The 24,939-nt window shown below is 62.7% G+C and carries 23 protein-coding genes; 12 read left to right on the plus strand and 11 right to left on the minus strand.

Annotated elements, in window-relative coordinates; genetic code table 11:
• Positions 1-4 precede the first annotated feature (4 nt).
• Positions 5-3,025 (minus strand): FAD-binding and (Fe-S)-binding domain-containing protein, encoded by a 3,021-nt coding sequence (locus OIU19_RS11665; RefSeq protein WP_264235109.1) that lies wholly within the window; start codon positions 3,023-3,025, stop codon positions 5-7.
• Positions 3,026-3,176: 151 nt separating this feature from the next.
• On the opposite strand from OIU19_RS11665, the gene OIU19_RS11670 reads away from it, so the two are divergent.
• Entirely contained in the window at positions 3,177-4,061 is an 885-nt protein-coding gene (locus OIU19_RS11670; RefSeq protein ID WP_186557410.1) for a LysR substrate-binding domain-containing protein, read from the plus strand.
• Positions 4,062-4,242: 181 nt separating this feature from the next.
• On the opposite strand, the gene OIU19_RS11675 is transcribed toward OIU19_RS11670, so the two are convergent.
• From OIU19_RS11675 to OIU19_RS11700, 6 genes are all read right to left on the minus strand, one after another.
• Complete coding sequence (locus tag OIU19_RS11675) at positions 4,243-5,661, minus strand: amino acid permease (RefSeq protein ID WP_264235111.1); 1,419 nt, start codon at positions 5,659-5,661, stop codon at positions 4,243-4,245.
• Between the two features lie 854 nt (positions 5,662-6,515).
• Complete coding sequence (gene rluB, locus OIU19_RS11680; RefSeq protein ID WP_264235112.1) at positions 6,516-7,598, minus strand: 23S rRNA pseudouridine(2605) synthase RluB; 1,083 nt, start codon at positions 7,596-7,598, stop codon at positions 6,516-6,518.
• A gap of 279 nt (positions 7,599-7,877) precedes the next feature.
• Positions 7,878-8,666, minus strand: coding sequence for an SMC-Scp complex subunit ScpB (gene scpB, locus OIU19_RS11685; protein WP_264235113.1), 789 nt, complete (start codon positions 8,664-8,666; stop codon positions 7,878-7,880).
• Between the two features lie 21 nt (positions 8,667-8,687).
• Positions 8,688-9,386, minus strand: a complete 699-nt coding sequence (locus OIU19_RS11690; protein WP_186557432.1) for a ScpA family protein — start codon at positions 9,384-9,386, stop codon at positions 8,688-8,690.
• Positions 9,387-9,511: 125 nt separating this feature from the next.
• A complete protein-coding gene (locus OIU19_RS11695; protein WP_264235114.1) occupies positions 9,512-10,141 on the minus strand; it encodes an L-threonylcarbamoyladenylate synthase in 630 nt (209 codons plus the stop codon).
• 13 nt (positions 10,142-10,154) lie between these two features.
• Positions 10,155-11,015: a PHP domain-containing protein gene (locus tag OIU19_RS11700; RefSeq protein ID WP_264235115.1), complete on the minus strand. Its 861-nt coding sequence runs from the start codon at positions 11,013-11,015 to the stop codon at positions 10,155-10,157.
• 67 nt (positions 11,016-11,082) lie between these two features.
• On the opposite strand from OIU19_RS11700, the gene OIU19_RS11705 reads away from it, so the two are divergent.
• From OIU19_RS11705 to OIU19_RS11730, 6 genes are all read left to right on the plus strand, one after another.
• On the plus strand, positions 11,083-11,679 hold the full coding sequence (locus OIU19_RS11705; protein ID WP_186557404.1) for a septation protein A: 597 nt from the start codon (positions 11,083-11,085) through the stop codon (positions 11,677-11,679).
• Between the two features lies 1 nt (position 11,680).
• A complete protein-coding gene (locus tag OIU19_RS11710; RefSeq protein WP_186522506.1) occupies positions 11,681-11,980 on the plus strand; it encodes a YciI family protein in 300 nt (99 codons plus the stop codon).
• A gap of 221 nt (positions 11,981-12,201) precedes the next feature.
• Complete coding sequence (locus tag OIU19_RS11715; protein WP_264235116.1) at positions 12,202-12,588, plus strand: translation initiation factor 2; 387 nt, start codon at positions 12,202-12,204, stop codon at positions 12,586-12,588.
• A 7-nt stretch (positions 12,589-12,595) separates the two neighbouring features.
• Complete coding sequence (locus OIU19_RS11720) at positions 12,596-13,273, plus strand: response regulator transcription factor (protein ID WP_264235117.1); 678 nt, start codon at positions 12,596-12,598, stop codon at positions 13,271-13,273.
• Between the two features lie 187 nt (positions 13,274-13,460).
• A complete protein-coding gene (locus OIU19_RS11725) occupies positions 13,461-13,877 on the plus strand; it encodes a Spy/CpxP family protein refolding chaperone (RefSeq protein WP_264235119.1) in 417 nt (138 codons plus the stop codon).
• Between the two features lie 69 nt (positions 13,878-13,946).
• Positions 13,947-15,281 (plus strand): HAMP domain-containing sensor histidine kinase, encoded by a 1,335-nt coding sequence (locus OIU19_RS11730; RefSeq protein ID WP_264235120.1) that lies wholly within the window; start codon positions 13,947-13,949, stop codon positions 15,279-15,281.
• Positions 15,282-15,312: 31 nt separating this feature from the next.
• Here OIU19_RS11730 and OIU19_RS11735 read toward each other — a convergent pair whose 3' ends face one another.
• A complete protein-coding gene (locus OIU19_RS11735; RefSeq protein WP_264235121.1) occupies positions 15,313-15,867 on the minus strand; it encodes a nitroreductase family protein in 555 nt (184 codons plus the stop codon).
• Between the two features lie 184 nt (positions 15,868-16,051).
• Here OIU19_RS11735 and OIU19_RS11740 point away from each other — a divergent pair, with 184 nt between their 5' ends.
• Entirely contained in the window at positions 16,052-17,506 is a 1,455-nt protein-coding gene (locus OIU19_RS11740) for a TrkH family potassium uptake protein (RefSeq protein WP_264235122.1), read from the plus strand.
• On the opposite strand, the gene OIU19_RS11745 is transcribed toward OIU19_RS11740, so the two are convergent.
• Positions 17,463-18,518, minus strand: a complete 1,056-nt coding sequence (locus OIU19_RS11745; RefSeq protein ID WP_264235123.1) for an AraC family transcriptional regulator — start codon at positions 18,516-18,518, stop codon at positions 17,463-17,465. The two genes, OIU19_RS11740 and OIU19_RS11745, sit on opposite strands and share 44 nt — an antisense overlap.
• Positions 18,519-18,674: 156 nt before the next feature.
• On the opposite strand from OIU19_RS11745, the gene OIU19_RS11750 reads away from it, so the two are divergent.
• On the plus strand, positions 18,675-18,986 hold the full coding sequence (locus tag OIU19_RS11750) for a DUF962 domain-containing protein (protein ID WP_186557396.1): 312 nt from the start codon (positions 18,675-18,677) through the stop codon (positions 18,984-18,986).
• 56 nt (positions 18,987-19,042) lie between these two features.
• On the opposite strand, the gene OIU19_RS11755 is transcribed toward OIU19_RS11750, so the two are convergent.
• On the minus strand, positions 19,043-19,843 hold the full coding sequence (locus tag OIU19_RS11755) for a UDP-2,3-diacylglucosamine diphosphatase (RefSeq protein ID WP_264235125.1): 801 nt from the start codon (positions 19,841-19,843) through the stop codon (positions 19,043-19,045).
• A gap of 150 nt (positions 19,844-19,993) precedes the next feature.
• On the opposite strand from OIU19_RS11755, the gene OIU19_RS11760 reads away from it, so the two are divergent.
• Together OIU19_RS11760 and OIU19_RS11765 are read left to right on the plus strand one after the other, a co-directional pair.
• Entirely contained in the window at positions 19,994-20,758 is a 765-nt protein-coding gene (locus tag OIU19_RS11760) for an AraC family transcriptional regulator (protein ID WP_264235126.1), read from the plus strand.
• Positions 20,759-20,991: 233 nt separating this feature from the next.
• Positions 20,992-21,882, plus strand: coding sequence for a DMT family transporter (locus OIU19_RS11765; protein WP_264235127.1), 891 nt, complete (start codon positions 20,992-20,994; stop codon positions 21,880-21,882).
• Here the strand turns inward: OIU19_RS11765 and OIU19_RS11770 are convergent, their stop codons facing one another.
• On the minus strand, positions 21,883-22,164 hold the full coding sequence (locus OIU19_RS11770) for a SelT/SelW/SelH family protein (protein ID WP_264235128.1): 282 nt from the start codon (positions 22,162-22,164) through the stop codon (positions 21,883-21,885).
• Positions 22,165-22,231: 67 nt separating this feature from the next.
• Between OIU19_RS11770 and OIU19_RS11775 the strand changes: the two genes are divergently transcribed.
• On the plus strand, positions 22,232-24,418 hold the full coding sequence (locus OIU19_RS11775; RefSeq protein ID WP_264235130.1) for a patatin-like phospholipase family protein: 2,187 nt from the start codon (positions 22,232-22,234) through the stop codon (positions 24,416-24,418).
• Positions 24,419-24,939 lie beyond the last annotated feature (521 nt).

The following is a 24,939-nucleotide window of genomic DNA, read 5'->3' on the forward strand; positions in this document are numbered from 1 at the left end:
AGGGTCAGCGCAGGGCGTACTGCAACACCACCTCCAGCGGATGGCGCATCTGCTTGTCGGCCATGCGCTTGACCTGGCTACGGCACGAATAGCCAGTCGCCAACGGCTCCCCTTGTTTATCCAGCTTGGTCGCCCACGACTGCTCGAAGATGGTCCGCGACGTCTGCTGATTACGCGCCTCATGCCCATAAGTGCCGGACATCCCGCAGCAGCCGGTCGCCTCGGTCACCAGCTTCAGCCCCATGCGGGCAAACACCTGCTCCCACTGCTTGGTACTGGCCGGCACGTTGGTCTTCTCGGTGCAATGAGCCATCAAGCGGAAGTGGCCAGCATCCGCCACCGCCTGCTCAGGCAGCACATCGATCAACCACTCCTGCGGTAGCAACACCTTCGGGCAATCTTCCAGGCCAGGCACCTTCTGATACTCCTGGCGATAGACCAGCGTCATCGCCGGATCCAGGCCCACCAAAGGCACGCCGCAGTCGGCCAGCGCCTTCAACTGGCTAGCATTGCGGATCGCCGCCTTGGCGAACGCACCGAGAAAGCCTTGCACGTGCAGCGGCTTGCCGTTGGCGCTGTAGGGCGCCAGGAACACGCGATGCCCCAGCCGATGGGCAAGCTCGATGAACGCGGCCAGCAGCGGCGTCTCGAAGTAACGGGTAAAGGCATCCTGGACCAGCACGATGCTGCGCTCACGCTGGGCCGGGGTCAGCTCGCGCAGCGCCGGCACGCTGGCAACACCGACCCGGCAACGGCTCAGGGTGGCCTGGAAGTTGAAACGGCTGATCAGTGGGCTGTCGACCATGCCGATCTTGTCCGCCAGCAGTTTGCTCACCCACGTCGAGCCCATCACCGCGTTGTACAGGCCCGGCGCATGGGCAAGATAGGGAATGCTGAACTCCAGCGAGCCGATCAGGTAATCGCGCAGCGGGCGCTGGTAGCGACCGTGGTACAGCTCAAGGAAGCGCGAACGGAAGTCCGGGACATTGACCTTGATCGGGCATTGCCCTGCGCACGACTTACAGGCCAAGCAACCCGCCATGGCCTCGTACACCTCGTGGGAAAAGTCCGCTTGGCCCTGCTTCTGCGCTCGGTTATTGCGCAGGCGGGTCGGCAGCCCTTTGAGCCAGGACACTTTGCTGCGCGCCGCCGCCAATACATCGATATCCGCCGCACCTTGCAGGCGCAGCCACTCTCGGATCAGCGAAGCGCGACCTTTGGGTGAGTGTTGCCGTTCACGGGTGGCCTTCCACGACGGGCACATGGCGTCGTTGGGGTCGTAGTTGTAGCAGGCGCCATTACCGTTGCAGTGCACAGCGCTGCCAAAACTCTGCCAGACGCGCTCATCGATGGTTCGATCAAGATCACCGCGCAGGGTCACGCCATCGACCTTGGTCAGGCCCTCCGAGCTGTTCGGTGGCGTGCAGATCTTGCCCGGGTTGAGCTGGTTATACGGGTCGAACGCGCCCTTCAGGCGTTGCAGCGACGGGTACAGCTCGCCGAAGTAATCCGGCACGTATTCCGAACGCAGGCCCTTGCCATGCTCGCCCCACAGCAGACCGCCGTAACGCTGGGTCAGCGCCGCCACCGCATCCGAGATTGGCTTGACCAGCGCCGCCTGGGCCGGGTCTTTCATGTCCAGGGCCGGACGCACGTGCAACACCCCGGCATCGACGTGGCCAAACATGCCATAGGCCAGGCCGTAGCTGTCGAGCAGCGCACGGAAGTCAGCGATATAGTCAGCCAGTTGCTCGGGCGGCACTGCCGTGTCTTCGACAAACGGCTGCGGCCGCACCTCGCCCTCGACGTTGCCCAGCAGGCCCACCGAGCGTTTGCGCATGGTGTAGACCCGCGTCACGGCCTCGGCCCCCTCGGCCAGGGTATGACCCAAGCGCTCGACACCCTTGTCGCTCTGCAGATGCGCGATGAACGCCTGCACCCGCGCGTTGACCTCGCCCGGCTCGTCGCCGCAGAACTCGATCAGGTTGATACCCAGGGTCGGCCGCTCAGGGTCAGCCGGGAAGTACTCGGCAACGCTGTGCCAGACGATGTCTTTCATCGCCAGCATGAGCACCTTGGAGTCGACGGTTTCGATCGACAGTGGCTTGTGCGCCATCAGCGCATTGGCGTCTCGCAGGGCATCCATGAAGCTGGTGTAGCGCACATTGACCAGCACTGCGTACTTGGGGATCGGCAGCACATTGAGCTTGGCCTCGACCACGTAGCCCAGCGAGCCCTCGGCGCCGCACAGTACGCTATTAAGGTTGAAGCGGCCCTGCTCGTCGCGCAGGTGCGCCAGGTCGTAGCCGGTCAGGCAGCGATTGAGCTTGGGGAAGATGCTTTTGATCAGCTCGGCCTGGCCCTGCTGGATGTCGCGGGCAACCCGATAGACCTCGCCAGCACGACCGGGCGCAGCGCAAGCCTGCTCCAGCGCCGCATCGTCGATCGGCAGGCTATGCAGGCGCTCGCCACCGAGCAACACGCTGTGCAGTTCAAGCACGTGGTCGCGGGTCTTGCCGTAGGTGCAACTGCCCTGGCCGCTGGCGTCGGTGTTGATCATGCCGCCCACGGTAGCGCGGTTGGAGGTGGACAGCTCCGGGGCAAAGAACAAGCCGTGTGGCTTGAGCGCCGCATTGAGCTGATCCTTGACCACCCCGGCCTGGACGCGCACCCAGCGCTGCTCGACGTTGATCTCCAGGATCTGGTTCATATGCCGCGACAGGTCGACGACGATGCCGTCAGTCAGCGACTGGCCGTTGGTGCCGGTACCACCGCCACGCGGGGTCAGCTTGATCTGCTGGAAACGCGACTCGCCCATCAGTGCGGCCACCTTGGCCACATCGTCGGCATCCAGGGGGAACACCGCCGCCTGCGGCAGGCGCTGATAGATCGAGTTATCGGTGGCAAGCACCGTACGGGTGGCGTAGTCGGCACTGATCTGGCCGCGGAAACCGCTGCTGCGCAGGGCTTCGAGAAATTCCGGGTAGTTGACGGCAGGGGCGCTGGTCGACAGCTGGGCGATCATCGTTGGATGGCCTCTTGATATGGGCTGATTCACGGTAAACCTGTCTTCCCGGCATAGGTTACACAGCCAGGGATGACGAATATGCCAATGTTCCTGTACTTTCCGGCCAGGGGCAAACGGATATTCCTGCCGCTATTGATGAGCTTTATGAATGAATTACCGCCACCTGACCCCATCGATGTCGCTGCTGCTGGCGTTCGAGGCCGCCGCTCGGCATGAAAGCTATACCCGCGCCGCTGCCGAACTGTCGCTGACCCAGAGCGCGGTTAGCCGCCAGGTGCAGGCACTGGAGCAGCAGTTAGGCCTGACCTTGTTCCGCCGCGAAGGGCGCCAGGTGCAGTTGACCGACGTCGGGCGCCTGTACCAGCGCGAGCTCAGCGAAGCCCTCGGGCGGATCCGCAGTGCCACCTTGCAGGCACTGGCCTACCAGACAGGCGTCGGCACTTTGCGCCTGGCCACCCTGCCGACGTTCGGGTCGAAATGGCTGCTGCCGCGCCTGCACGCTTTCTACGCAGCCCATCCTGGGATGCTGGTACATATTCATTCACGCATTGAAGCGATCAACTTCGACACCAGCGAGATCGACGCCGCCATCGGCGTGGCCAGCCATGACCTGCCAGGGCTGATCTGCCATCGCCTGCATGCCGAAGAGCTGGTGGTGATTCTGCCGCAGGAGGCCGCCAGTGAGGCGCAGGGCTGGAGCCCAGCGCGCATCAGCGAACAGGTACTGCTGAATGTGGCCAACAACCCGCACGCCTGGGGCGAGTGGTTCTCCCACCATGACCTGCCGCACCGAGCGATGCGCCTGGGGCCAAGCTTCGAGTTGACCTCGCACCTGATCCAGGCGGTGCGGGCGGGGATCGGCATTGGCCTGGTGCCGCGGGTTCTGGTCGAGGAAGAACTGGCCAAGGGCGAGCTGTTCAGCCCGGGCGTCGCGTTCGCCAGTCAGCGCAGTTACTACCTGATTTATCCGCCGCGTAATGAGGCATTGCCGTCGTTGCGGGCATTTCGTGGCTGGCTGCTGGAGCAGATTTAAAGCCCAGTGGGCGCTATCGCGGGCAAGCCCGCTCCCACGCAGTCATGCCTGGCCGTCATGCCTGGCACGTATGCTTGGCGGCCTGCGTGGGAGCGGGCTTGCCCCGCGATAGCACCCGGACAGACAACAAAAAACCCGATGCCAGTCACGGTCATCGGGTTTCAAGTAACACGCTCAGCGCTTACTTGGCTACAGAGCTTGCCGCCCGGTTAGCCTGCGTCCCACGTCTGCCCTTGAGCATGTAGGCCACGAACATCGCGAACAACCATACCGGGATCGCATACACCGATACCTGAATCCCCGGGATCATCAGCATGATGCCCAGGATCAGCATCACGAAGGCCAGTACCACATAGTTGCCATAGGGGTACCACAGTGCCTTGAACAATGGCTTCTGCCCGGTACGGTCAAGGTGCTGACGGAATTTCAGGTGCGAGTAGCTGATCATCGCCCAGTTGATCACCAGCGCCGCTACCACCAGCGACATCAGCAGCTCCAGGGCATGCTGCGGCATGAAGTAGTTGAGCAGCACGGCAACCAGGGTGACCACTGCCGAAGCCAGAATCGAACGCACCGGCACGCCGCGCTTGTCGATCTTGGCCAGCGCAGCCGGGGCATCGCCCTGCTCGGCCATGCCATAGAGCATCCGCGCATTGCAGTAGGTACCGCTGTTGTACACCGACAGCGCCGCAGTCAACACCACGAAGTTCAGCAAGTGCGCAGCCACGTCGCTACCGAGCAGCGAGAACACCTGCACGAACGGGCTGCTGCCATAGCTGCCACCGGAGGCATCGATGCTGGCGACCAGGCTGTCCCATGGGGTCAACGACAGCAGAATCACCAGGGCGCCGATGTAGAAAATCAGGATCCGGTAGATGACCTGGTTGATCGCCTTGGGAATCACGGTCTTTGGCTTGTCGGCCTCGGCTGCGGTGAAACCGAGCATTTCCAGGCCACCGAAAGAGAACATGATGATCGCCAGCGCCATGACCAGGCCGCTCACGCCATTAGGGAAGAAGCCGCCATGCGCCCACAGGTTGGTCACCGAGGCTTCAGGGCCACCGCTACCGCTGGTCAGCAGGTAGGCGCCCAGGCCGATCATGCCGACGATCGCTGCGACCTTGATGATCGCGAACCAGAATTCGGCCTCGCCGAAGACTTTCACGTTCATCAGGTTGATGGCGTTGATCAGCAGGAAGAACGCCGCGGCGGTGACCCAGGTGGGGATCTCCGGCCACCAGTAATGGACGTACTTGCCGACTGCCGAAAGCTCCGACATGCCGACCAGGATATACAGCACCCAGCAGTTCCAGCCCGACAGGAAGCCGGCGAAACCGCCCCAATATTTGTGCGCGAAATGGCTGAAGGAGCCGGCAACCGGCTCTTCGACGATCATCTCGCCGAGCTGGCGCATGATCATGAAAGCGATGAAGCCGCAGATGGCATAGCCAAGGATCATCGACGGACCGGCAGACTTCATCACACCGGCCGAGCCCAGGAACAATCCGGTACCGATCGCGCCACCCAGGGCGATCAGCTGGATATGGCGGTTTTTCAGGCCCCGCTTGAGCTCGCCTGACTGCATGTTTTGTCCACTCATGAACGAAGTCACCTGCTTGTTTTTATCTGTGACGGAATCGGACCCACCGCGCTCGTGGCGCAGCGGAATGGGCAAGGTGATTACCTTGGATTTTTCTTGGACTCGGGCGACACGACAGGCACTGGGCCAGGACGGTCAACCGGGAGTCAGCAAGAGTGCGCGGTACGCAAAGGGGTCACAGGTAAAACGCGGCGCATTGTATACCCCTGCAAACGCGCAGGCGTCAACGCGTTGCGTCATTTCCTGATGAAAAAACGCAGCGGTCCTGGGGCGAAGGCCTGAAAAGGCGCAGTGATCGGCGTACATGGCGCCTCCATTTGTTGTTTTGATGCCCGGCGCTGTGGCCAGGCTGTGCACACGGCATGGCGCTATATCAGCGTGCTGCGGGGGGTTGGGCAAGAGGGGGTGGGGCTGAGGGGCGGGGCTCAAGTGCGCAGTACTTGGCAAGTTTCATTTACAACGAAGAGAAAGAGCAGTTTAAACGGGCAATAGCGTAAACATTTCCTTACGCAGCGGTTCGAAATATTGCCATTTGGTAAAAATTTCTGATGAATCAGTATGTTGGAACGTACACATCATTTGAGGGGGCTAACCCAGCCTCTGTCTAACGGACACAAAAAAGCCAGCCTTCGGGCTTAATGCTGTTCACTTGAGATTTTGGGGCCGCTTTGCGCCCCTTCGCGGGCAAGCCCGCTCCCACAGTTATAGCGCCGCTCGGACGGTCGGCGCCGTACCTGTGGGAGCGGGCTTGCCCGCGAAGGGGCGCAAAGCGGCCCCAAAGCAGGCGACAAGGGCCTTAAGTGAACAGCATTAAGCCTTCCGGCTAGCTTTCTGAGCTACGGCTGGCGGCTTGATCAGCCGCGAGGCTTGCCGCGACCGGTGCCGGCAGGCTTGCCACCCGCAGGCTTACCGCCTTCTGGCTTGCTGGTGCGCTTGCGCATATCGCTCGGACGCTCGGCAACGGTACTGCTGCTACGGCCACCCTTGCGCGCAGCACCGTCTTCACGGGCCGCCCGCGCCGGGCGCTCAGCTTGACCTTCCTGAGCCGGACGCAAGGTACGCACGCGCTCGCCACGGCCCAGCGGACGGGTCGATTTGCGCTGCATACGCTCCATCTTGTCCTTGGCCTTGAGGTTCATGGTCGGCAGCGCTACCGGCTGCAGGCCCACTTCAGCGGCAAGGATATCGATTTCGCCCTGGCTCATTTCGCGCCAGCGGCCCATCGGTAGGTCGGAGTTGAGGAACACCGGGCCGAAACGCACGCGTTTCAGACGGCTGACGATCACGCCCTGGGATTCCCACAGGCGACGAACCTCACGGTTACGCCCTTCCATCACCACGCAGTGATACCAGTGGTTGAAGCCTTCGCCACCAGGCGCTTTCTGGATGTCGGTGAACTTCGCCGGGCCATCTTCGAGGACCACGCCAGCCTTGAGCCGATCGACCATCTCGTCGTCGACTTCGCCACGCACACGCACGGCGTACTCGCGATCCATCTCGTAGGACGGGTGCATCAAGCGATTGGCCAGCTCACCATCGGTGGTGAACAGCAGCAGGCCCGTAGTGTTGATGTCCAGACGGCCGATGTTGATCCAGCGGCCTTCTTTCGGACGCGGCAGGCGGTCGAACACAGTCGGGCGCCCTTCTGGGTCGTCACGGGTGCAGATCTCGCCATCAGGCTTGTTGTACATGATCACCCGGCGGGTGGCCTCGGCAGCCTCCACGCGCTTGATCAGCTTGCCATCGACGGCAATTGCGTCGTGCAGGTCGACGCGCTGACCGAGGGTGGCGGCGACGCCGTTGACCTTGATCCGGCCTTGGCTGATCCAGGCCTCGACGTCACGCCGCGAGCCCACGCCAATGCGCGCGAGAACTTTTTGCAGTTTCTCGCCGGATGGGGGGATGGCTTGGGTTTCTTGCAGGTCTTGCTCACTCATCTGGGCACCTCCCGGTGTAGGAATGAAATTGGCTATTGGCGACGAATGCGCCAAAGGGGCGCGCATCATACGCGCTTCGCAGGGCGAACGCACTGCAGAGTAGCGGGTTTTGTGCAGGGGGCTGGGGTTTGCGCTGAACGGTCGACCTGTGGTGTGTCAATTTCGGCCTCATCGCGGGGCAAGCCCGCTCCCACGCAGCCCGAGCCACCCAGCCAAATGAGCCGCATCAGCGTGGGAGCGGGCTTGCCCCGCGATGAGGCCAGCACTGACACCGCTAAATCAGGACTTCACCCCAGGCTCATCTTCAACCGAGGACTCTGCTTGATCGTCCGGCGTCTCATCGCGCAGATCATCGAAATCAGTCTTCAACCCCTCTTCCATGGCATCCAGCTCCACCAGCAAGGTGCGGAAGCTGGTCTCTTCCCGTGGCTCCCCCCCTTCGCCCAGCTCTTCATCGCCAAGACTGGCATCGGCCAGCGCCTGCAAATGCGCCGGCATTGGAGCGTCATCGGGGTCAACCAGCGGCTCCGGCTCCATCTCGCGCAGCTCGGCCAACGCCGGCAATTGATCGAGACTGTGCAAGTTGAAGTGATCGAGAAACGCCTTGGTGGTGGCAAACATCGCCGGCCGCCCGGGTACTTCGCGGTAGCCGACGATGCGAATCCACTCGCGCTCCATCAAGGTCTTGATGATATTGGTGTTGACCGCCACGCCACGCACATCTTCGATCTCGCCGCGGGTGATCGGTTGGCGATAGGCGATCAATGCCATGGTCTCGAGCAGTGCCCGCGAGTAGCGCTGTGGTCGCTCTTCCCACAGCCGACCGACCCACGGCGCGTAGGTTTCACGGATTTGCAGGCGGTAGCCGCTGGCCACTTCCTTGAGTTCGAAAGCCCGGCCATTACACGACTTGGCCAGCACATCGAGGGCTTTCTTGAACACGGCGGGCGCCGGCCGCTCGGCTTCTTCGAGCAGCTCATACAGGCGTTCAAGCGATTGCGGTTTGCCCGAGGCCAGCAGAAATGCCTCGATCAGCGAGGCCAGGTCGCGCGGTTCATTCAGGTTCATGGGTCTTCAGGTCTGCTTGTTTCACTCGGTCCGGGCGCGGACATGGATCGGGGCGAACGGCTCATTCTGCACCAGTTCGATGAGCGATTCCTTCACCAGTTCGAGAATCGCCATGAAGGTGACCACCACACCCAGCTTGCCTTCCTCGGCGCTGAACAGCTCGACGAAGGGCACGAAGGCACCACCCTTGAGGCGTTCGAGCACTTCGCTCATGCGCTCGCGGGTCGACAGGGTCTCGCGGGTGATCTGGTGACTTTCGAACAAGTCATTGCGGCGCATGACTTCGGCCATCGACAGCAGGATCTCCTCCAGGCTGACCTGCGGCAACAGCTTGCGCACCTTGGCCTGCGGGGCTTCCAGGCGCGGGATAAGCACATCGCGGCCAACTCGCGGCAGTTCGTCGATGCCCTCGGCGGCAGCCTTGAAGCGCTCGTACTCCTGCAAGCGGCGGATCAACTCGGCACGCGGGTCGCCCTCTTCTTCCTCGACCTCGGTGGAGCGCGGCAGCAGCATGCGCGACTTGATCTCGGCAAGCATCGCGGCCATTACCAGGTATTCCGCCGCCAGCTCCAGGCGCACCGACTTCATCAGCTCGACGTAGGACATGTACTGGCGAGTGATCTCCGCCACCGGGATGTCGAGGATGTCGATGTTCTGTTTGCGGATCAGGTACAGCAGCAGGTCGAGCGGCCCCTCGAAGGCTTCGAGGATCACTTCCAAAGCGTCTGGGGGGATGTACAAGTCAAGCGGCAGCTCGGTAACGGCCTCGCCATACACCAGCGCCAGTTGCAACTGCAGGGGGACGTCGCTGTCGCTCGGCGGCGCTGCTACTTCGATCACCTGATTCACGCAGGGGCCAGGAATGGCGCGGGATCACCACAACCGACGCGGATCACTTCCGGCTCGTCGCCGGCCAGGTTGATCACTGTCGAAGCTTTGAGGTCGCCAAAACCGCCATCGATGATCAGGTCGACGTGGTGCTCCAACGCCTGGCGGATCTCGTAGGGGTCGGTCATCGGTTGTTCTTCGCCAGGCATGATCAGACTGACGCTCATCAGCGGCTCGCCCAGCTCTTCAAGCAAGGCCAGCACGATGGGGTTGGAAGGCACTCGCAGGCCGATGGTGCGGCGTTTTTCATGCAGCAGCAGGCGCGGCACTTCGCGGGTGGCGTTGAGGATGAAGGTATACGGCCCTGGGATATGCGCCTTGAGCAAGCGGAAGGTGGCGGTGTCGATCTTGGCGAACAGCCCCATCTGCGACAGGTCACAGCACAGCAGGGTGAAGTTGTGATGCTTGTCCAGTTGACGCAGCCGGCGCACCCGCTCGACTGCGTTCTTGTCGCCGATCTGACAGCCCATCGCGTAGGCCGAATCGGTCGGGTACACCACCACCCCGCCCTTGCGGATGATTTCGACGGCCTGTTTTATCAGGCGCGCCTGCGGGTTTTCCGCATGAATCTGGAAAAATTGGCTCACGAAGTCGTCCTGTTCATATCGCCATAGGCTGTTCATGCTTGAATCGGCGCCACAGAGGTGGCAGGTCCTCGGGCAATGGCCGGTAAGCACCGATTTCGCCCCAGGTGCCAGGGCCGTGGAAATCACTGCCAGCGCTTGCCAGCAGGCCGAACTCACGGGTGAGGATGGACATGGTGCCCACCTGCTCGGCCGGCATCATCCCATTGACCACTTCAAGTGCCTGCCCGCCTGCCTGAATATAGTCGGCAATCAGCCGTCTGCGCTTGCTGCGGGTCAGTTCGTAGTGCATGGGATGGGCCAGGCTCACCCAGGCATTCGACCGGCGCAGGGTCGCGACAGTTTCCTCAAGGGTTGGCCAATGCAGCTTGACGTCGCCCAGCTTGCCCGCCCCCAGCCACTTGCGAAAGGCTTCGCCACGGTCCTTGACGTGCCCGGCGCGCACCAGGTAGTCGGCAAAGTGCGGCCGCGCCGGGGCGTTGCCGCTATCGCCCAGCGCTTGTTGCAGCGCACGGGCGCCGTCAAGCGTGCCCGGCATGCCCTTGGCCGCCAGACGGCGGTCGATTTCCTCGGCGCGCAACCAGCGCCCCCGGTGCAGCGCCTCGATAGCCTCCAGTAGCGGCGGTGCATCGAGGGGAAAATCGTAACCCAATATGTGAATGGTCGCGCCGCCCCAGGTGCACGAAAGCTCCACCCCGCTGACCCAATGCATACCCTTGGCAAGGCAGGCCTGGCGGGCTTCGGCCAGCCCTTCAAGGGTGTCGTGGTCGGTCAGGGCCAATGTCTGCACACCGTGCTCGTGGGCGCGGGCGACCAGTACCGAGGGCGACAGGGCGCCATCGGAGGCCGTGCTGTGACAGTGCAGATCAACATTCATGGAGGAGCGCTACCGCTGGAATCGATGTTTGATATTATGCCGTCACATCCCGCTTCTGGCTGCCATTGTGAAACAATTCATCGATTTCATCCCGCTGCTGCTGTTCTTCATCGTCTACAAGCTCGACCCGCGCCCCCTGGAATTCGCTGGCCACAGCTTCGAACTGGGCGGTATCTACAGTGCCACGGCGGTATTGATCGCAAGCTCGCTGGTGGTCTACGGCGCGCTATTCATCCGTCAACGCAAGCTGGAAAAAGGCCAGTGGCTGACCCTGGTCGCGTGCCTGGTGTTTGGCGGCCTGACCCTGGCATTCCATAGCGAGACTTTCCTCAAATGGAAGGCGCCGGTGGTCAACTGGCTGTTCGCCCTGGCCTTCGCCGGTAGCCATATCATCGGCGACCGGGTGTTGATCAAGCGCATCATGGGCCACGCGCTGAGCTTGCCCGATGCCATCTGGACGCGGTTGAATCTGGCCTGGATCGGCTTCTTCCTGATCTGCGGCGCGGCCAACCTGTTCGTCGCCTTCACCTTCCAGGACTTCTGGGTCGACTTCAAAGTGTTCGGCAGCCTTGGCATGACAGTGTTGTTCCTGGTCGCCCAAGGTGTTTACCTGTCGCGCCACCTGCACGACAGCGACCCTACCACCCCCAAGACCGAGGATTGACATGCTCTACGCCATCATCGCCAGCGACGTCGCCAACTCCCTGGAAAAACGCCTGGCCGCCCGCCCTGCGCACATCGAGCGCCTGCAGCAACTCAAGGCTGAAGGCCGCGTGGTGCTGGCCGGCCCACACCCGGCCATCGACAGCAACGACCCGGGCGAAGCAGGTTTCAGCGGCAGCCTGATCGTTGCCGAGTTCGACTCGCTGGGCGCCGCGCAAGCCTGGGCCGATGCTGACCCGTACATTGCCGCGGGCGTGTACGACAAAGTGGTTGTGAAGCCGTTCAAGCAAGTCCTGCCTTGATCTGACACCGCGTTGCACTTTTCGCGGGCAAGCCCGCTCCCACAGGTTTGTGCATACCTCGTTCGTGGGGTTGACCCAGCGCTTTGTGGGAGCCTGCGATTGGGCTGCCAAGCAGCCCCAATTACAGGCCCTGGGTCTTACTGACTGGCATTGGCCCCCACCCTCATTAATTCCGACCAGCGGCCGACAACCTCCTGAATCGATACCAATCAGGAGTTCCAATGCGCCAAGGTCCGTTGTTCCTGCTGCTTTGCCTACTGTTGCTGAGCCCGTTGGCCTGTGCCGAACAAGCGCTGTCGCTGGAAGCCGGCGCCCGGATCACCGAGCTGCAACAGCGCCTTGAAGAGAGTGAAAAGCAGCGTGCAGCCCTCACCGAGCAATTGCACAACGCCGACAGCGAGCGAGAAAGCGCCCAGCTCACGCGCCTGCGCCAGGATAACCAGCGCCTGAAGCTGTCGATCAAGCAAATGCAGGCCGATACCGCGCAATCGCCACTGAGCGATCGACAATTATGGTTCCTGATTGGCTCAGGCGTTGCACTGTTCTCGGTACTCTGCGGTATCTTTGCCAGTGGCGGACACAGAAGACGCCGTCAATGGTTGAATTGAGTGAGTCATGAGCGAGCTGTTACTGATTGATGATGACCAGGAACTCTGCGAGCTGCTCGGCAGCTGGCTGACCCAGGAAGGTTTTGCAGTGCGCGCCTGCCACGATGGCCTGAGCGCGCGCCAAGCCCTGGCTGCCCACGCCCCGGCAGCCGTGGTACTGGATGTAATGCTGCCCGACGGCAGCGGTCTGGAGCTGCTCAAGCAGTTGCGCAGCGAACATGCTGAACTGCCGGTGCTGATGCTCTCAGCGCGCGGCGAGCCGCTGGACCGGATTCTTGGCCTTGAACTGGGCGCCGACGATTACCTGGCCAAACCGTGCGACCCGCGTGAGCTGACCGCCCGCCTGCGCGCGGTGCTGCGCCGCAGCCACCCCGCCGCGACCACCACCCAAGTCGAAATTGGCGACCTGGCGTTCAGCCCGGCCCGCGGCGTGGTCAGCATCGAGGGCCGCGAGATGACCCTGACCCTTTCGGAAAGCCGCATCCTTGAAGCCCTGCTGCGCCAACCTGGCGAGCCGCTGGATAAACAGGAACTGGCGCAGATCGCCCTGGGCCGCAAGCTGACCCTGTACGACCGCAGCCTGGACATGCATGTCAGCAACCTGCGCAAGAAGGTTGGGCCGCACCCCGATGGCCGCCCGCGCATCGTCGCCCTGCGCAGCCGCGGCTACTACTACAGCCTCTGAGCAGCGACCAGCCATAAGCGACAAGAGCATGCAATCGGTGCACGATCCGCGTGCTCTTGACGCTTGAAGCTTACAACTTGCAGCCAAGGTCTTTACCCAGCCTTTACCCTCACCTGACCGCGCTTGACCTTGATCTCCCTAAACTGGGCTCATCCGGTAAACACCGGCCCATGAAAGGAGAGACACCATGCGCAAGACCCTTATCGCCCTGATGTTCGCCGCCGCCCTGCCGACCGTTGCCATGGCCATGCCTGAAGGCGGCCCGCGCCACGACGGCCCGCATCACCGCGGTGACGCGCCTTTCGCCCAACTGGATTTGTCCCGCGAACAGCGCCAGCAGATCGGCAAGCTGATGGGCGAGCAGATGAATCAACGCCGCGATATCACCGAGCGCTACATCGCCAAGCTGCCGGCCGCCGAGCAAAAGGCCATGAAGGACGAAATCAAGGCCAGCCGCGACAAGGCCGATGGCCAAGTGCGTGCCCTGCTCAAGCCTGAGCAGCAGAAGAAGTTCGACGAACTGAAGAAGGAGCGCGAAGCGCGCAAGGCTGAATGGAAGGAGTTCCAAGCCTGGAAAGCTGAAAAAGCCGGCAAGGCCCAGTAAGCTGACCGCCCCATGCCCGGCCCGCTCTTGAGCGGGCCGGGCTTTTCCCGCTTGTAGGAGGTGCGTGTCTTGCGTTCACTGTTCTGGCGCATCCTGGCCAGTTTCTGGCTCGCCATCACCCTGGTCGCCGGCCTGTCGATCCTGCTCGGCCATATGCTCAACCAGGACAACTGGATACTCAGTCGCCACCCGGGCCTGAACACCCTGGCCAGCCGCTGGACCCAGCATTACGAGCAAGAGGGCATCGGCTCGGCCCAGCGCTTCCTGGAACGACGCAAGCAACGCTTCAAGGTTGATGTGCAGGTGCTCAACGATGCCGGCGATGCCGTGGTGCCAGGCACCTTCCCGCGTCGCGCGGCCGACTTCGAAGCCCGCCAGCACAATGATCAACGCCGCCTGCCATGGCGCCGGCTGACCGAGGAATACACCAGCCCGACCACCGGCGAGACCTACTTGCTAATCTATCGCATTCCCCATCCCGAGCTCGACGCCTGGCACCGCGAGAGCCTGCTCTGGCCACTCAGTGCGCTGGGGATTGCCCTGGTCGTGCTGACCCTGTTCAGCCTGTTGGTAACGCTGTCGATCACTCGCCCGCTCAGCCGTTTGCGCGGCGCGGTGCACGACCTCGGCCAGACCAGCTACCAGCAGAACAGCCTGGCCCGCCTGGCGGCCCGGCGTGACGAATTTGGCGTGCTGGCCAACGACTTCAACAAGATGGGCGCGCGCCTGCAAAGCCTGATCGGCAGTCAGCGCCAACTGTTGCGCGATGTCTCCCACGAACTGCGCTCGCCGCTGGCACGCCTGCGTATCGCCCTGGCCCTGGCCGAACGTGCCGAGCCCGAGCAGCGCCAGGCGCTGTGGCCGCGCTTGACCCGTGAGTGCGATCGGCTAGAGGACTTGATCAGTGAAATCCTCGCCCTGGCGCGCGTCGACGCCGAGCAGGCACTGGCCGAACCGGTCGACCTCAATGCGCTACTGGGCAGTGTGCGCAAGGATGCCCAGCTCAGTGCCCCGGATCAGGAGATTCGCCTGGAGGCGGCGCCAGGGCTGACCTTGCAAGGCTGGCCGACGCTGGTCGAGCGTGCCGTCGACAACCTGGTACGCAATGCACTGCGCTTTAATCCGGCTGGGCAACCCATCGAGATCAGTGCCAGCGTTGATCAGGACCGAGTGCTGGTGACTGTGCGCGATCATGGCAAGGGCGTGGCGCCGGAGTACCTGGGCCAGCTGGGCGAGCCGTTCTTCCGCGCACCGGGGCAGGAAGCAGCGGGGCATGGCCTGGGCCTGGCGATCGCCCGGCGGGCGGCGGAGCGCCATGGCGGCAGCTTGAGCCTGGGCAATCATCCGCAGGGGGGATTTGTTGCGCGCTTGGCGTTTCCGGTGACGGCGGTGGTGGGCAGTTGATCTTGGGGGCCGCGCTGCGGCCCCACAGCACTTATTCCCAGGCGCTAACGAACTCGGCAGTGGCCAAAATCGGCGCCGTACGCGGCTCATTTACCGGCGTCCCCACATACAGATAGCCAATCAACTCCTCATTGGCCTGCAACCCCAAGCCCTGATGCACATGGGCATCGAATGCCATGTCCCCGGTCCGCCACACCGCGCCAATGCCCTGGGCATGGGCAGCAATCAAAATCCCGTGGGCGGCACACCCCGCCGCCAGTCGCTGCTCGGACTTGGGCACCTTGAAGTGATCCTGCAACCGGGCAATCACCACGATCAGCAGCGGCGCACGCAGCGGCATGGCGCGGGCTTTGTCCAGTGCCGCCTGGCTTGCGTCGCCTTTTTTCGCTACAGCGCTTGCAAACAGCTCACCGAGCTTTTCCCGCGCCTGACCCTCGATGGTCAGGAAGCGCCAGGGGCGCAGCTGACCGTGATCCGGGGCGCGCAACGCCGCCTGGAACAGCGCCTCGCGTTGAGCTGCATTGGGCGCAGGGTCAGTCAGGCGAGGAACGGATACACGGTTGAGCAATGCGTCGAGAGCCTCCATCGGCTACCCTCCTGGCAGATAAAATGTGTGCCCATTCTCAAGTTGCCGGCCGCAAGCTGCAAGCGCCAAGAAATCTCGGACGCATGCCGAGCCACTGTTTCTTGCAGCTAGGCGCTAGAAGCTTGCAGCTCGCCGACCCACAGGTAGAATGGCGCCCTTTCCGTTGCGAGTCAGAGCAGATCACATGGCGTTGCCGACCTTAAGGATCATTGGTTTCATCATCGGCATCTTCCTGATCACCCTGGCGGTCAGCATGGTCGTTCCCATGACCACCCTGGTGATCTTCGAACGCACCGGCGACATGCCGTCGTTCCTCTGGTCGAGCCTGATCACCTTTATCGCGGGCCTGGCCTTGGTCGTTCCCGGCCGCCCCGAACATGTGCACCTACGCCCGCGCGACATGTACCTGCTGACGGTCAGCAGCTGGCTGGTAGTGTGTGTGTTCGCCGCCCTGCCGTTCCTGCTGACCCAGCACATCAGCTACACCGATGCTTTCTTCGAAAGCATGTCGGGCATCACCGCCACCGGCGCCACGGTGCTCAGCGGGCTGGATAACATGTCTCCGGGGATCCTGATGTGGCGCTCGATGCTGCACTGGCTCGGCGGCATCGGCTTCATCGCCATGGCGGTGGCGATCCTGCCGCTGCTGCGCATCGGTGGCATGCGCCTGTTCCAGACCGAATCCTCGGACCGCTCCGAGAAGGTCATGCCGCGCTCGCACATGGTCGCCAAATCGATCGTGCTGGTGTACATCGGCATCACGTTCATCGGCAGCCTGGCCTTCTGGTGGGCGGGAATGAAGCCGTTCGATGCGGTCAACCATGCCATGTCGGCGATTTCCACCGGCGGCTTCTCCACCTCCGACCAATCGCTGGCCAAGTGGGACATCCCCGCCGTGCACTGGGTCGCGGTGGTGGTGATGATCCTCGGCAGTGTGCCATTCACCCTGTACGTGGCCACCCTGCGCGGCAATCGCCGTGCCCTGATCAAGGATCAACAGGTGCAAGGCCTGCTCGGCCTGTTGGTGGCCACCTGGCTGGTGCTGGGCACCTGGTATTGGGCCACCACCGATCTGCACTGGCTGGATGCCTTGCGCCACGTCGCACTGAACGTCACCTCGGTGGTCACCACTACCGGCTTCGCCCTGGGTGACTACAGCCTGTGGGGCAACTTCTCGCTGATGCTGTTCTTCTACCTGGGGTTCATTGGGGGTTGCTCGGGCTCCACCGCAGGCGGGATCAAGATCTTCCGCTTCCAGGTCGCCTACATCCTGCTCAAGGCCAGCCTTAACCAGTTGATCCACCCACGCGCGGTGATCAAGCAGAAGTACAACGGTCACCGCCTCGACGAAGAGATCGTGCGCTCGATTCTGACCTTCTCGTTCTTCTTCGCCATCACCATCTGCGTCATCGCCCTGCTGCTGTCGCTGCTCGGCGTGGACTGGATGACAGCGCTGACCGGCGCCGCCGGTACTGTCTCGGGGGTCGGCCCAGGCCTGGGCGAGGTGATCGGCCCGGCGGGTAACTACGCGACCCTGCCGGATGCCGCCAAGTGGATCCTGGCCGGCGGCATGCTGCTCGGCCGGCTGGAGATCATTACGGTGCTGGTGCTGTGTATGCCGGCGTTCTGGCGTCACTGACCGGCTCGCCACCCAGCCGCGCGCGATATTCGCTGGGCGTGGCATCGAACCAGCGGCGAAACGCCCGGTAGAAGTTGCTGGGGTCGGCGAAGCCCAGCAGGTAGGCGGTTTCCAGCAAGGTCATGCCCGGCTGGGCCAAGTACTGCTCGGCCAGCTCCCGACGGGTATCGTCGAGCAGGGTCTGGAAGCTGGTGCCCTCCTCCTGCAACCGGCGCTGCAAGGTACGCTGCGACAAGTGCAGGGCCTGGGCCACGGTTTCCCGCTTGGGCTCGCCCTGCGGCAGGATGCGGCACAACACCTGGCGCACCCGATGGGTTACCCGGCTTTCGGAGAAACGCGCCAGGTATTCACCGGCAAATCGGTCATGCAGAATCGCCATCGCCTCGTTGGCGGTGGGTAGCGGCGCCTCCATGTCGGCGCGTTCGAACACCAGCGCGTCATGCGGTGCGTCAAACACCAGGGGCGAATGGAAGGCCACTTTGTAAGGTTCGACGTTTTTCGGCTGTGGCCCCTGGATCAGCACCCGGCGCGGCTGGATCGGCCGCCCGCTGAGCCAGGTACACAACGACAACGCGCATGCCAGCGACGCCTCGGCGCTATGCCGGGTCGGCGGTAAGTGGTCGCCATGCACGGTCAGTACCAACGCGTAGCCTTCAGGCCCGAGACGAAAACTCAGGTCGGAGCTCTCGGCAATGATCCGTTGATAACGCACCAGGCGCTCGAAACCCTCAGCCAAGGTGCGGCTGGACATCAGCGCATAGCCCACGACATGAAACGACGCCGGGCGCACCACCCTGGCCATGTTCAGACCGATCGCTTCGTTGCCCGACAGCTCGACTGCCAGCTGCCACAGCCGGGTCATCGAGTCCTGCGGGAAGCGCGCATCGGGGTCATCGAGGGCAGCGAAGTCCAGCCCTAGCTGTTTGAACATGGCACGGCAATCGAGCCCTTCCAGCTCGAGTGCCTTGACGATCCCTGATGCCCAGCTCGCTGACGTGGTTCTTTCGCTCATGACAGGCTTCTTGTGCTGACCGCTCCTGCGGTGAATGCCAAGGATACTCAAATGGCGCTTATTGTCACTGGCCCGCTGTGCTAATCACTCTAGACTCGATTCAGGCTCCACGCCGTGTATCCTTCATAAATGACAGGCAGCTCCGGGAGCACAGCCATGAACCGCACAGCGCAGTTTCGCAGTTTTGCCGAGTTCTATCCCTACTATCTCGGGGAGCACAGCAATCCCACCTGCCGGCGCTTGCATTTCGTTGGCACCAGTCTGGTGATTGCGCTGTTGGCTTATACCATTGCCAGTGGCAAGTGGCTGTTGCTGTTGGTCGTGCCGTTTGCCGGCTATGGGTTTGCCTGGGTTGGGCACTTTTTCTTCGAGAAAAACCGGCCGGCTACGTTCAAGCACCCTTGGTATAGCCTGATCGGGGATTTTGCGATGTTTCGGGATATCTTGCGGGGCAAGGTCAGCCTTTAGGGTTTGCGGCATCTGGTCGGTCTTGGGGCCGCACAGCGGCCCAAAGATCCCCCGTCCTAGGCGGCCGCTAAACGCTCACTTTCCCGCGCCTGGGCCTCTGCCAGCCGATACAACTCGATGCTGCCATCCCAGTGCTCGATCAACGCGCTGCATGATTCCACCCAATCCCCACAGTTAAGGTACTCAACCTCGCCCACCTGACGAATCTCGGCATGGTGGATGTGCCCGCATACCACCCCATGAAACCCGCGCCGGGTGCATTCGTGGGCAATGGCATCCTCGAAGTCGCTGATGAAGTTCACCGCCCCTTTGACCTTGTGCTTGAGATAGGCCGACAACGACCAATAGCCGTACCCATAGCGGGCGCGCCAGTGGTTGAGCCAGCGATTGAGCACCAGGGTGAACTCATAGGCGCGGTCCCCGAGAAACGCCAGCCAGCGGTGATAGCGGGTAATCACGTCGAACTGGTCGCCATGGATCACCAGCAAGCGCCGACCATCGGCGGTCAGATGCTCGGCTTCGTCGACCAACTGGATATTGCCCAGGATCAGCTTGGAATAGCGGCGCAGGAACTCGTCATGATTGCCGGTGACATAAATCACCTCGGTACCGCGCTTGCTCATGGTCAGCAGGCGGCGAATGACGTTGGTGTGTGCCTGCGGCCAATAGATGCCACCGCGTAGTTTCCAGCCATCGATGATATCGCCAACCAGGTAGATGCGGTCAGCCTGAAAGCCCTTGAGAAACTGCGACAAGTGCTCAGCCTGGCAATCACGCGTGCCCAGGTGCACGTCGGAAATCCACAGGGTGCGCACGCGCTGCTTGCGTGACGGGCGGGCGAGTTCGGCGTGGGTCATGGCAGGCTCCGGCGCTGTTTGCTGGAGACTGGCAGTTGCAAGTGACAGGTTGGTGGCAGCGCCGTGACGACTGATCGCAGGGCGATGGAGCGCACAACCGCAGCGAGCAACGATGTGTACAATGCCCCTCTGCCCCGCGAGGAAGCCCCTATGAGCACCGGCCCAGTCCTTTCTCTGCGCCACTACCGCGATGACCTGATCGCCCACAGTCACGACCACCCTCAGTTGGTGTTCGGCCTGCATGGGCGCCTGGATTTTGAAGTGCAAGGTCACGGTGCGCGGGTCGACCGCCAGCAACTGATGGTGGTTCCGGCCGGCGCTCATCACACCTGTGGCAGCGCAGCCGGTAGCCACTGCCTGGTGCTGGACGTCCCCGGCGAGCATTGGCTGCGCGAGCAGCTGGGCGAACACGCCGAGGCCAGCCGTCGCCTGCTCGATCGTCCCGGGGCCGTTGGCCTGGACAGTCGCCAGCAGCAACTGGTCGATTGGCTGGCGGCAAGCCCGGTGGATGATCCGCTGATTGCCCGCCAGGGCGCGAGCCTGTTGCTTGCCAGCCTCAATGCTCAAGCCACACCCCACCAGGCTGACCGGCGCCTGCCCTATTCGGCCTTCGATGCGCACATCGAGCGCTACGCCGCCTACCCGCTGCAGGTGGCCGATCTGGCGCGGCTGGCCGGGTTATCCAGTGCTCGCCTGCATGCACGCTTTGCTGACGAGTGTGGCGTAACGCCGATGGACTATATCCGCCAGCGCCGCTTGCTCAAGGCTCGACAACTGCTCAAGCAGACCTGCTTGCCGATTGGCGAAGTTGCCGCACAGGTCGGCTACAGTTCGCAGAGCGCTTTTGCGGCCGCGGTGCTGCGCGCCTTCGGGCGCTCACCGATGGCGCTGCGACGCGAGTCTGGCGACAACTGACGCGAGGTGGGCGACAGACAGCGGCGGCGCTAGGCCGTACAGTTGCCGTATCGCGCTTTTGGGTCCGCTGCGCGGCCCTTCGCGGGCAAGCCCGCTCCCACAGGGTATGCGTCGTTCACAAATGGTGTGGTGAGCACAATTCATGTGGGAGCGGGCTTGTCGGAGCGCCGAACCGCCGCGAAGGGCCGCGCAGCGGACCCAAAGCAGGCAACAGAATTTATCAAGGGACACCCATGAACCACCGCACCGCCCTCGGCGCCCTGCACATCGGCGCGCTGTTCTTCGGCCTGACCGGCGTGTTCGGCAAACTCGCCGCCAGCGCCAGCCCCACCATCATCGTATTCGGCCGCGCCGCCTTCGCCGTGCTTGCCCTGGGCCTGTTCGCCAGCCTCGCCCGCCAAGCCTGGCAGCCGCTCAAAGCAGCAGACCTACGCCGCCTGCTACTGGGCGGGGTACTGCTGGCAGGGCACTGGGTGAGCTTTTTCGTCGCAGTGAAAGTGGGTGGCGTGGCCATCGCCACCTTGGGCTTTACCAGTTTCCCAGCGTTCACGGTAATCCTCGAAGGCCTGTTGTTCCGCGAACGCATCCGTCGTAACGAGGCAATCTTGGTGGTGCTGGTCAGCATTGGCCTGATCCTGGTCACCCCCGAATTCGACCTGGCCAGCGAAGCCACCACCGGGCTGCTCTGGGCACTGCTTTCAGGCCTGCTGTTCTCGCTGCTGTCGCTGATCAACCGCGCCGGCTCCGGGCGCCTGCCCGCGGTACAGGCAGCGCTGTGGCAGAACCTGGTGGTTGGCCTGTGCCTGTTGCCATTTGCTGCGCCAGGCCTTAGCGGCGTGACGCCGATGGATTGGCTATGGATTGCCCTGCTCGGCATTTTCTGCACCGGCATCGCACACAGCCTGTTCGTCGCCGCCCTGGCAGTGATCAAGGCGCGCACGGCTGCGGTCGTGTTCGGCATGGAGCCGGTATATGGCATCGCCGTGGCCTGGGTGGTGTTCGCCGAAACGCCCACCTTGCGCATGCTCGCCGGCGGTGCACTGATCATCTTTGCGATCGTCTTGTCCAGCCGCTTGGCCGCCGAGCAGCCAGCCAAGCAACGGCCTGTGGCGCAGGGCGCCTGATCAGCGATCGTTGTGGCCCAGGTCGCGCTGCGGGTCGATCTGGTCGCGCAAGCGCTGCTTGAGCACCTTGGCCTCGGGGAAGCCACCATCAGCCTTGCGTTCCCAAATCTGCACACCATCGCAGGTGATGCGAAAGATCCCGCCGGTGCCCGGTTCCAGGGCGACGCGGCCAAGATCGTCGGAGAAGGTGCTGAGCAGCTCCTGGGCCAGCCAGGCTGCGCGCAGCAGCCACTGGCATTGCGTGCAATAGGTGATGACAATTTCCGGCTTGGCGTTGGACATGATCAAGCAACTCCTGGTAGGTGGCCGCTTATACTAGCGGCCTTTCTTCCTGGTTTTGAGACTCACGATGCGCCGCTTGCTGTTCTGCTTGTTGCTGACGCTTACCACCTTTGGCGCGCTTGCCACCGAACACGCTCGGCCCAAAGTCGGCCTGGTACTGTCCGGCGGTGCTGCCCGTGGCCTGGCGCACATTGGCGTGCTCAAGGCGCTTGAAGAACAAGGCGTGCGCATCGACGCCATTGCGGGCACCAGTATGGGCGCGGTGGTCGGCGGCCTGTATGCCTCAGGCTACAGCGTCGAAGAGCTGGAAAAGCTCGCCACCACCCTCGACTGGCAGCAGGCGCTGTCCGATGCCCCGCCACGCAAGGACGTGCCGTTTCGGCGCAAGCAGGATGACCGCGATTTCCTGGTCAAGCAGAAGCTCAGTTTTCGCGACGACGGCAGCCTCGGCTTGCCACTGGGTGTGATCCAAGGGCAGAACCTCGCCTTGCTTTTGGAAAGCAAACTGGCCCACACCGCCGACACCCGCGACTTCGACAAGCTGCCGATCCCCTTCCGCGCAGTGGCCACCGACATCGCCAGCGGTGAAAAAGTGGTGTTCCGCCGCGGCCACCTGCCCCAGGTGATCCGCGCCAGTATGTCGATCCCGGCGGTGTTCGCCCCGGTCGAAGTCGACGGTCGATTACTGGTGGACGGTGGCATGGTCGACAACATTCCGCTGGATGTCGCCCGCGAAATGGGCGTAGACCTGGCCATCGTGGTCGATATCGGCACCCCGTTGCGCGACCGCAAGCAACTGAACACGGTGGTCGATGTGCTCAATCAGTCGATCACCCTGATGACCCGGCGCAACTCCGAAGAACAGCTGGCCAGCCTGCGCAGCGAAGACGTGCTCATCCAACCGCCGCTGGCCGCCTTTGGCGTCACCGATTTTGGCCGTACCAGAGAGATGATTGAAGCCGGCTACCGCGCCACCCGCGCCCTCGATGCGCGCCTTGCCGTCCTGCGCCAGAGCGAAGGTGATGCGGGGCTGGCGGTAGCCCGCTCACCGCGCCAGCGTACCCCGGTGATCACTGCAATCAAGGTCGAGAACGACTCCAAGGTCAGCGACGACGTGATCCGCTATTACATCCGCCAGCCCATCGGCGAGCCGCTGGAGCTGGAGCGGCTGCAAACCGACATGGGCACGTTGTATGGCCTGGACTACTTCGACGGCGTGCAATACCGCGTGGTGCACAAGGGAGACAACAATACCCTGGTGATCAACGCCCGCGGCAAGCGTGGCGGCACCGACTACCTGCGCTTGGGCCTGAACCTGTCGGACGACATGCGCGGCGACAGCGCTTTCAACCTGGGCGCCAGCTACCGAGTCAATGGCATCAATCGTCTGGGTGCGGAGTGGCTGACTCGCGCCCAGATCGGCGATCAGCAGGAGCTGTACAGCGAGTTCTACCAACCCCTGGACGTCGGCTCGCGCTACTTCATCGCGCCCTACCTGGACCTGGGGTCGCAGAACATCGAAGCCACCCTGGACAATGACCCGATCGCCGAGTATCGCCTGGAGCGCTATGGCTTCGGTCTTAACCTGGGGCGCCAGATCGGCACCTACGGTGAAGTTCGCGCAGGGGTGGGCAAGGCGTGGGGGGAGGCCGAGGTACGCATCGGCGACCAGGACCTGCCCAAGGTCAGTTTCAACGAGGGTTTCTATGAGCTGAAGTACTCGTTCGATACCTTGGACAACGTCTACTTCCCCCACAGCGGAGAGGATATCGGCCTAACCTTGCGCAAGTACGATGCTTCGCTGGACTCCGACACCGATTACCGGCAATGGGAAGTGAATGTCGACAAGGCGTTCAGCAGCGGGCCGAATACCTGGGTACTGGGGGGGCGTTACGGGCGCACCCTGGATGAGACGGAGGTGGTGACGTCGAGCTTCGTACTGGGTGGGGCGCGGCAGTTGTCAGGGTTCCGCCAGGATTCGGTGTCGGGGCAGAACGTGAGCCTGATGCGGATGGTGTATTACCGGCGCTTGACGCCTCGGGCTTACTTGCCATTGGACTTTCCGCTGTACATCGGTGGGTCGTTGGAGCGTGGGCGGGCTTGGAACAACGATAATGAATTCGACAGTGGCTATATCAATGCGGCGAGTGTCTTCCTGGGGCTGGAGACGCCGTTGGGGCCTTTGAATTTGAGTTATGGGGCCAATAGTGAGCATCAGAAGGCGGTGTATCTGAATTTGGGGCACACGTTCTGATTTTTGGGTTTGGGTTTGGGGCTTGGGTTTGGGCTTGGGTTTGGGTTTGGGCTTTTAGAGGTTTGAGCATATCCATTGGCGTGGGTGGCGCTGAATCACCTTTCCGCCCTTACGGCGGGTCACTTTTTGGCAAACGCCCCAAAAAGTAACCAAAAAAGGCTGCGCTCCACCATCCGGCCCTACGCTGCGCTCCGGGTTCCCTCGCTTCTGTGCCTTCCGGGCCCGCGCGGCCTACGATTTGCTGCGCAAATCTACATCTCGCGCCTTCGGCTGCGCCGAAGGGTGCTGACGCACCTGGCCCTACAGGCACCTACGCTCGGCCTCCTGAAGTCGCGAAGTTAGTGGCGGCGCCTGGACTGGCGTTATCTGGCGAAAGTGACAGGTGTGGTGGATGCTCTGGCCTCTTCGCGGGCAAGCCCGCTCCCACAGGTACCGCGTAGTTTAAGTCCAGCGTTGAACCAGCACTGACACCACGCAGATACTGTGAGTCCCACAAACCCTGTGGGAGCGGGCTTGCCCGC

The sequence above is a fragment of the Pseudomonas sp. BT-42-2 genome, assembly GCF_025847435.2.
GTDB lineage: Bacteria > Pseudomonadota > Gammaproteobacteria > Pseudomonadales > Pseudomonadaceae > Aquipseudomonas > Aquipseudomonas urmiensis.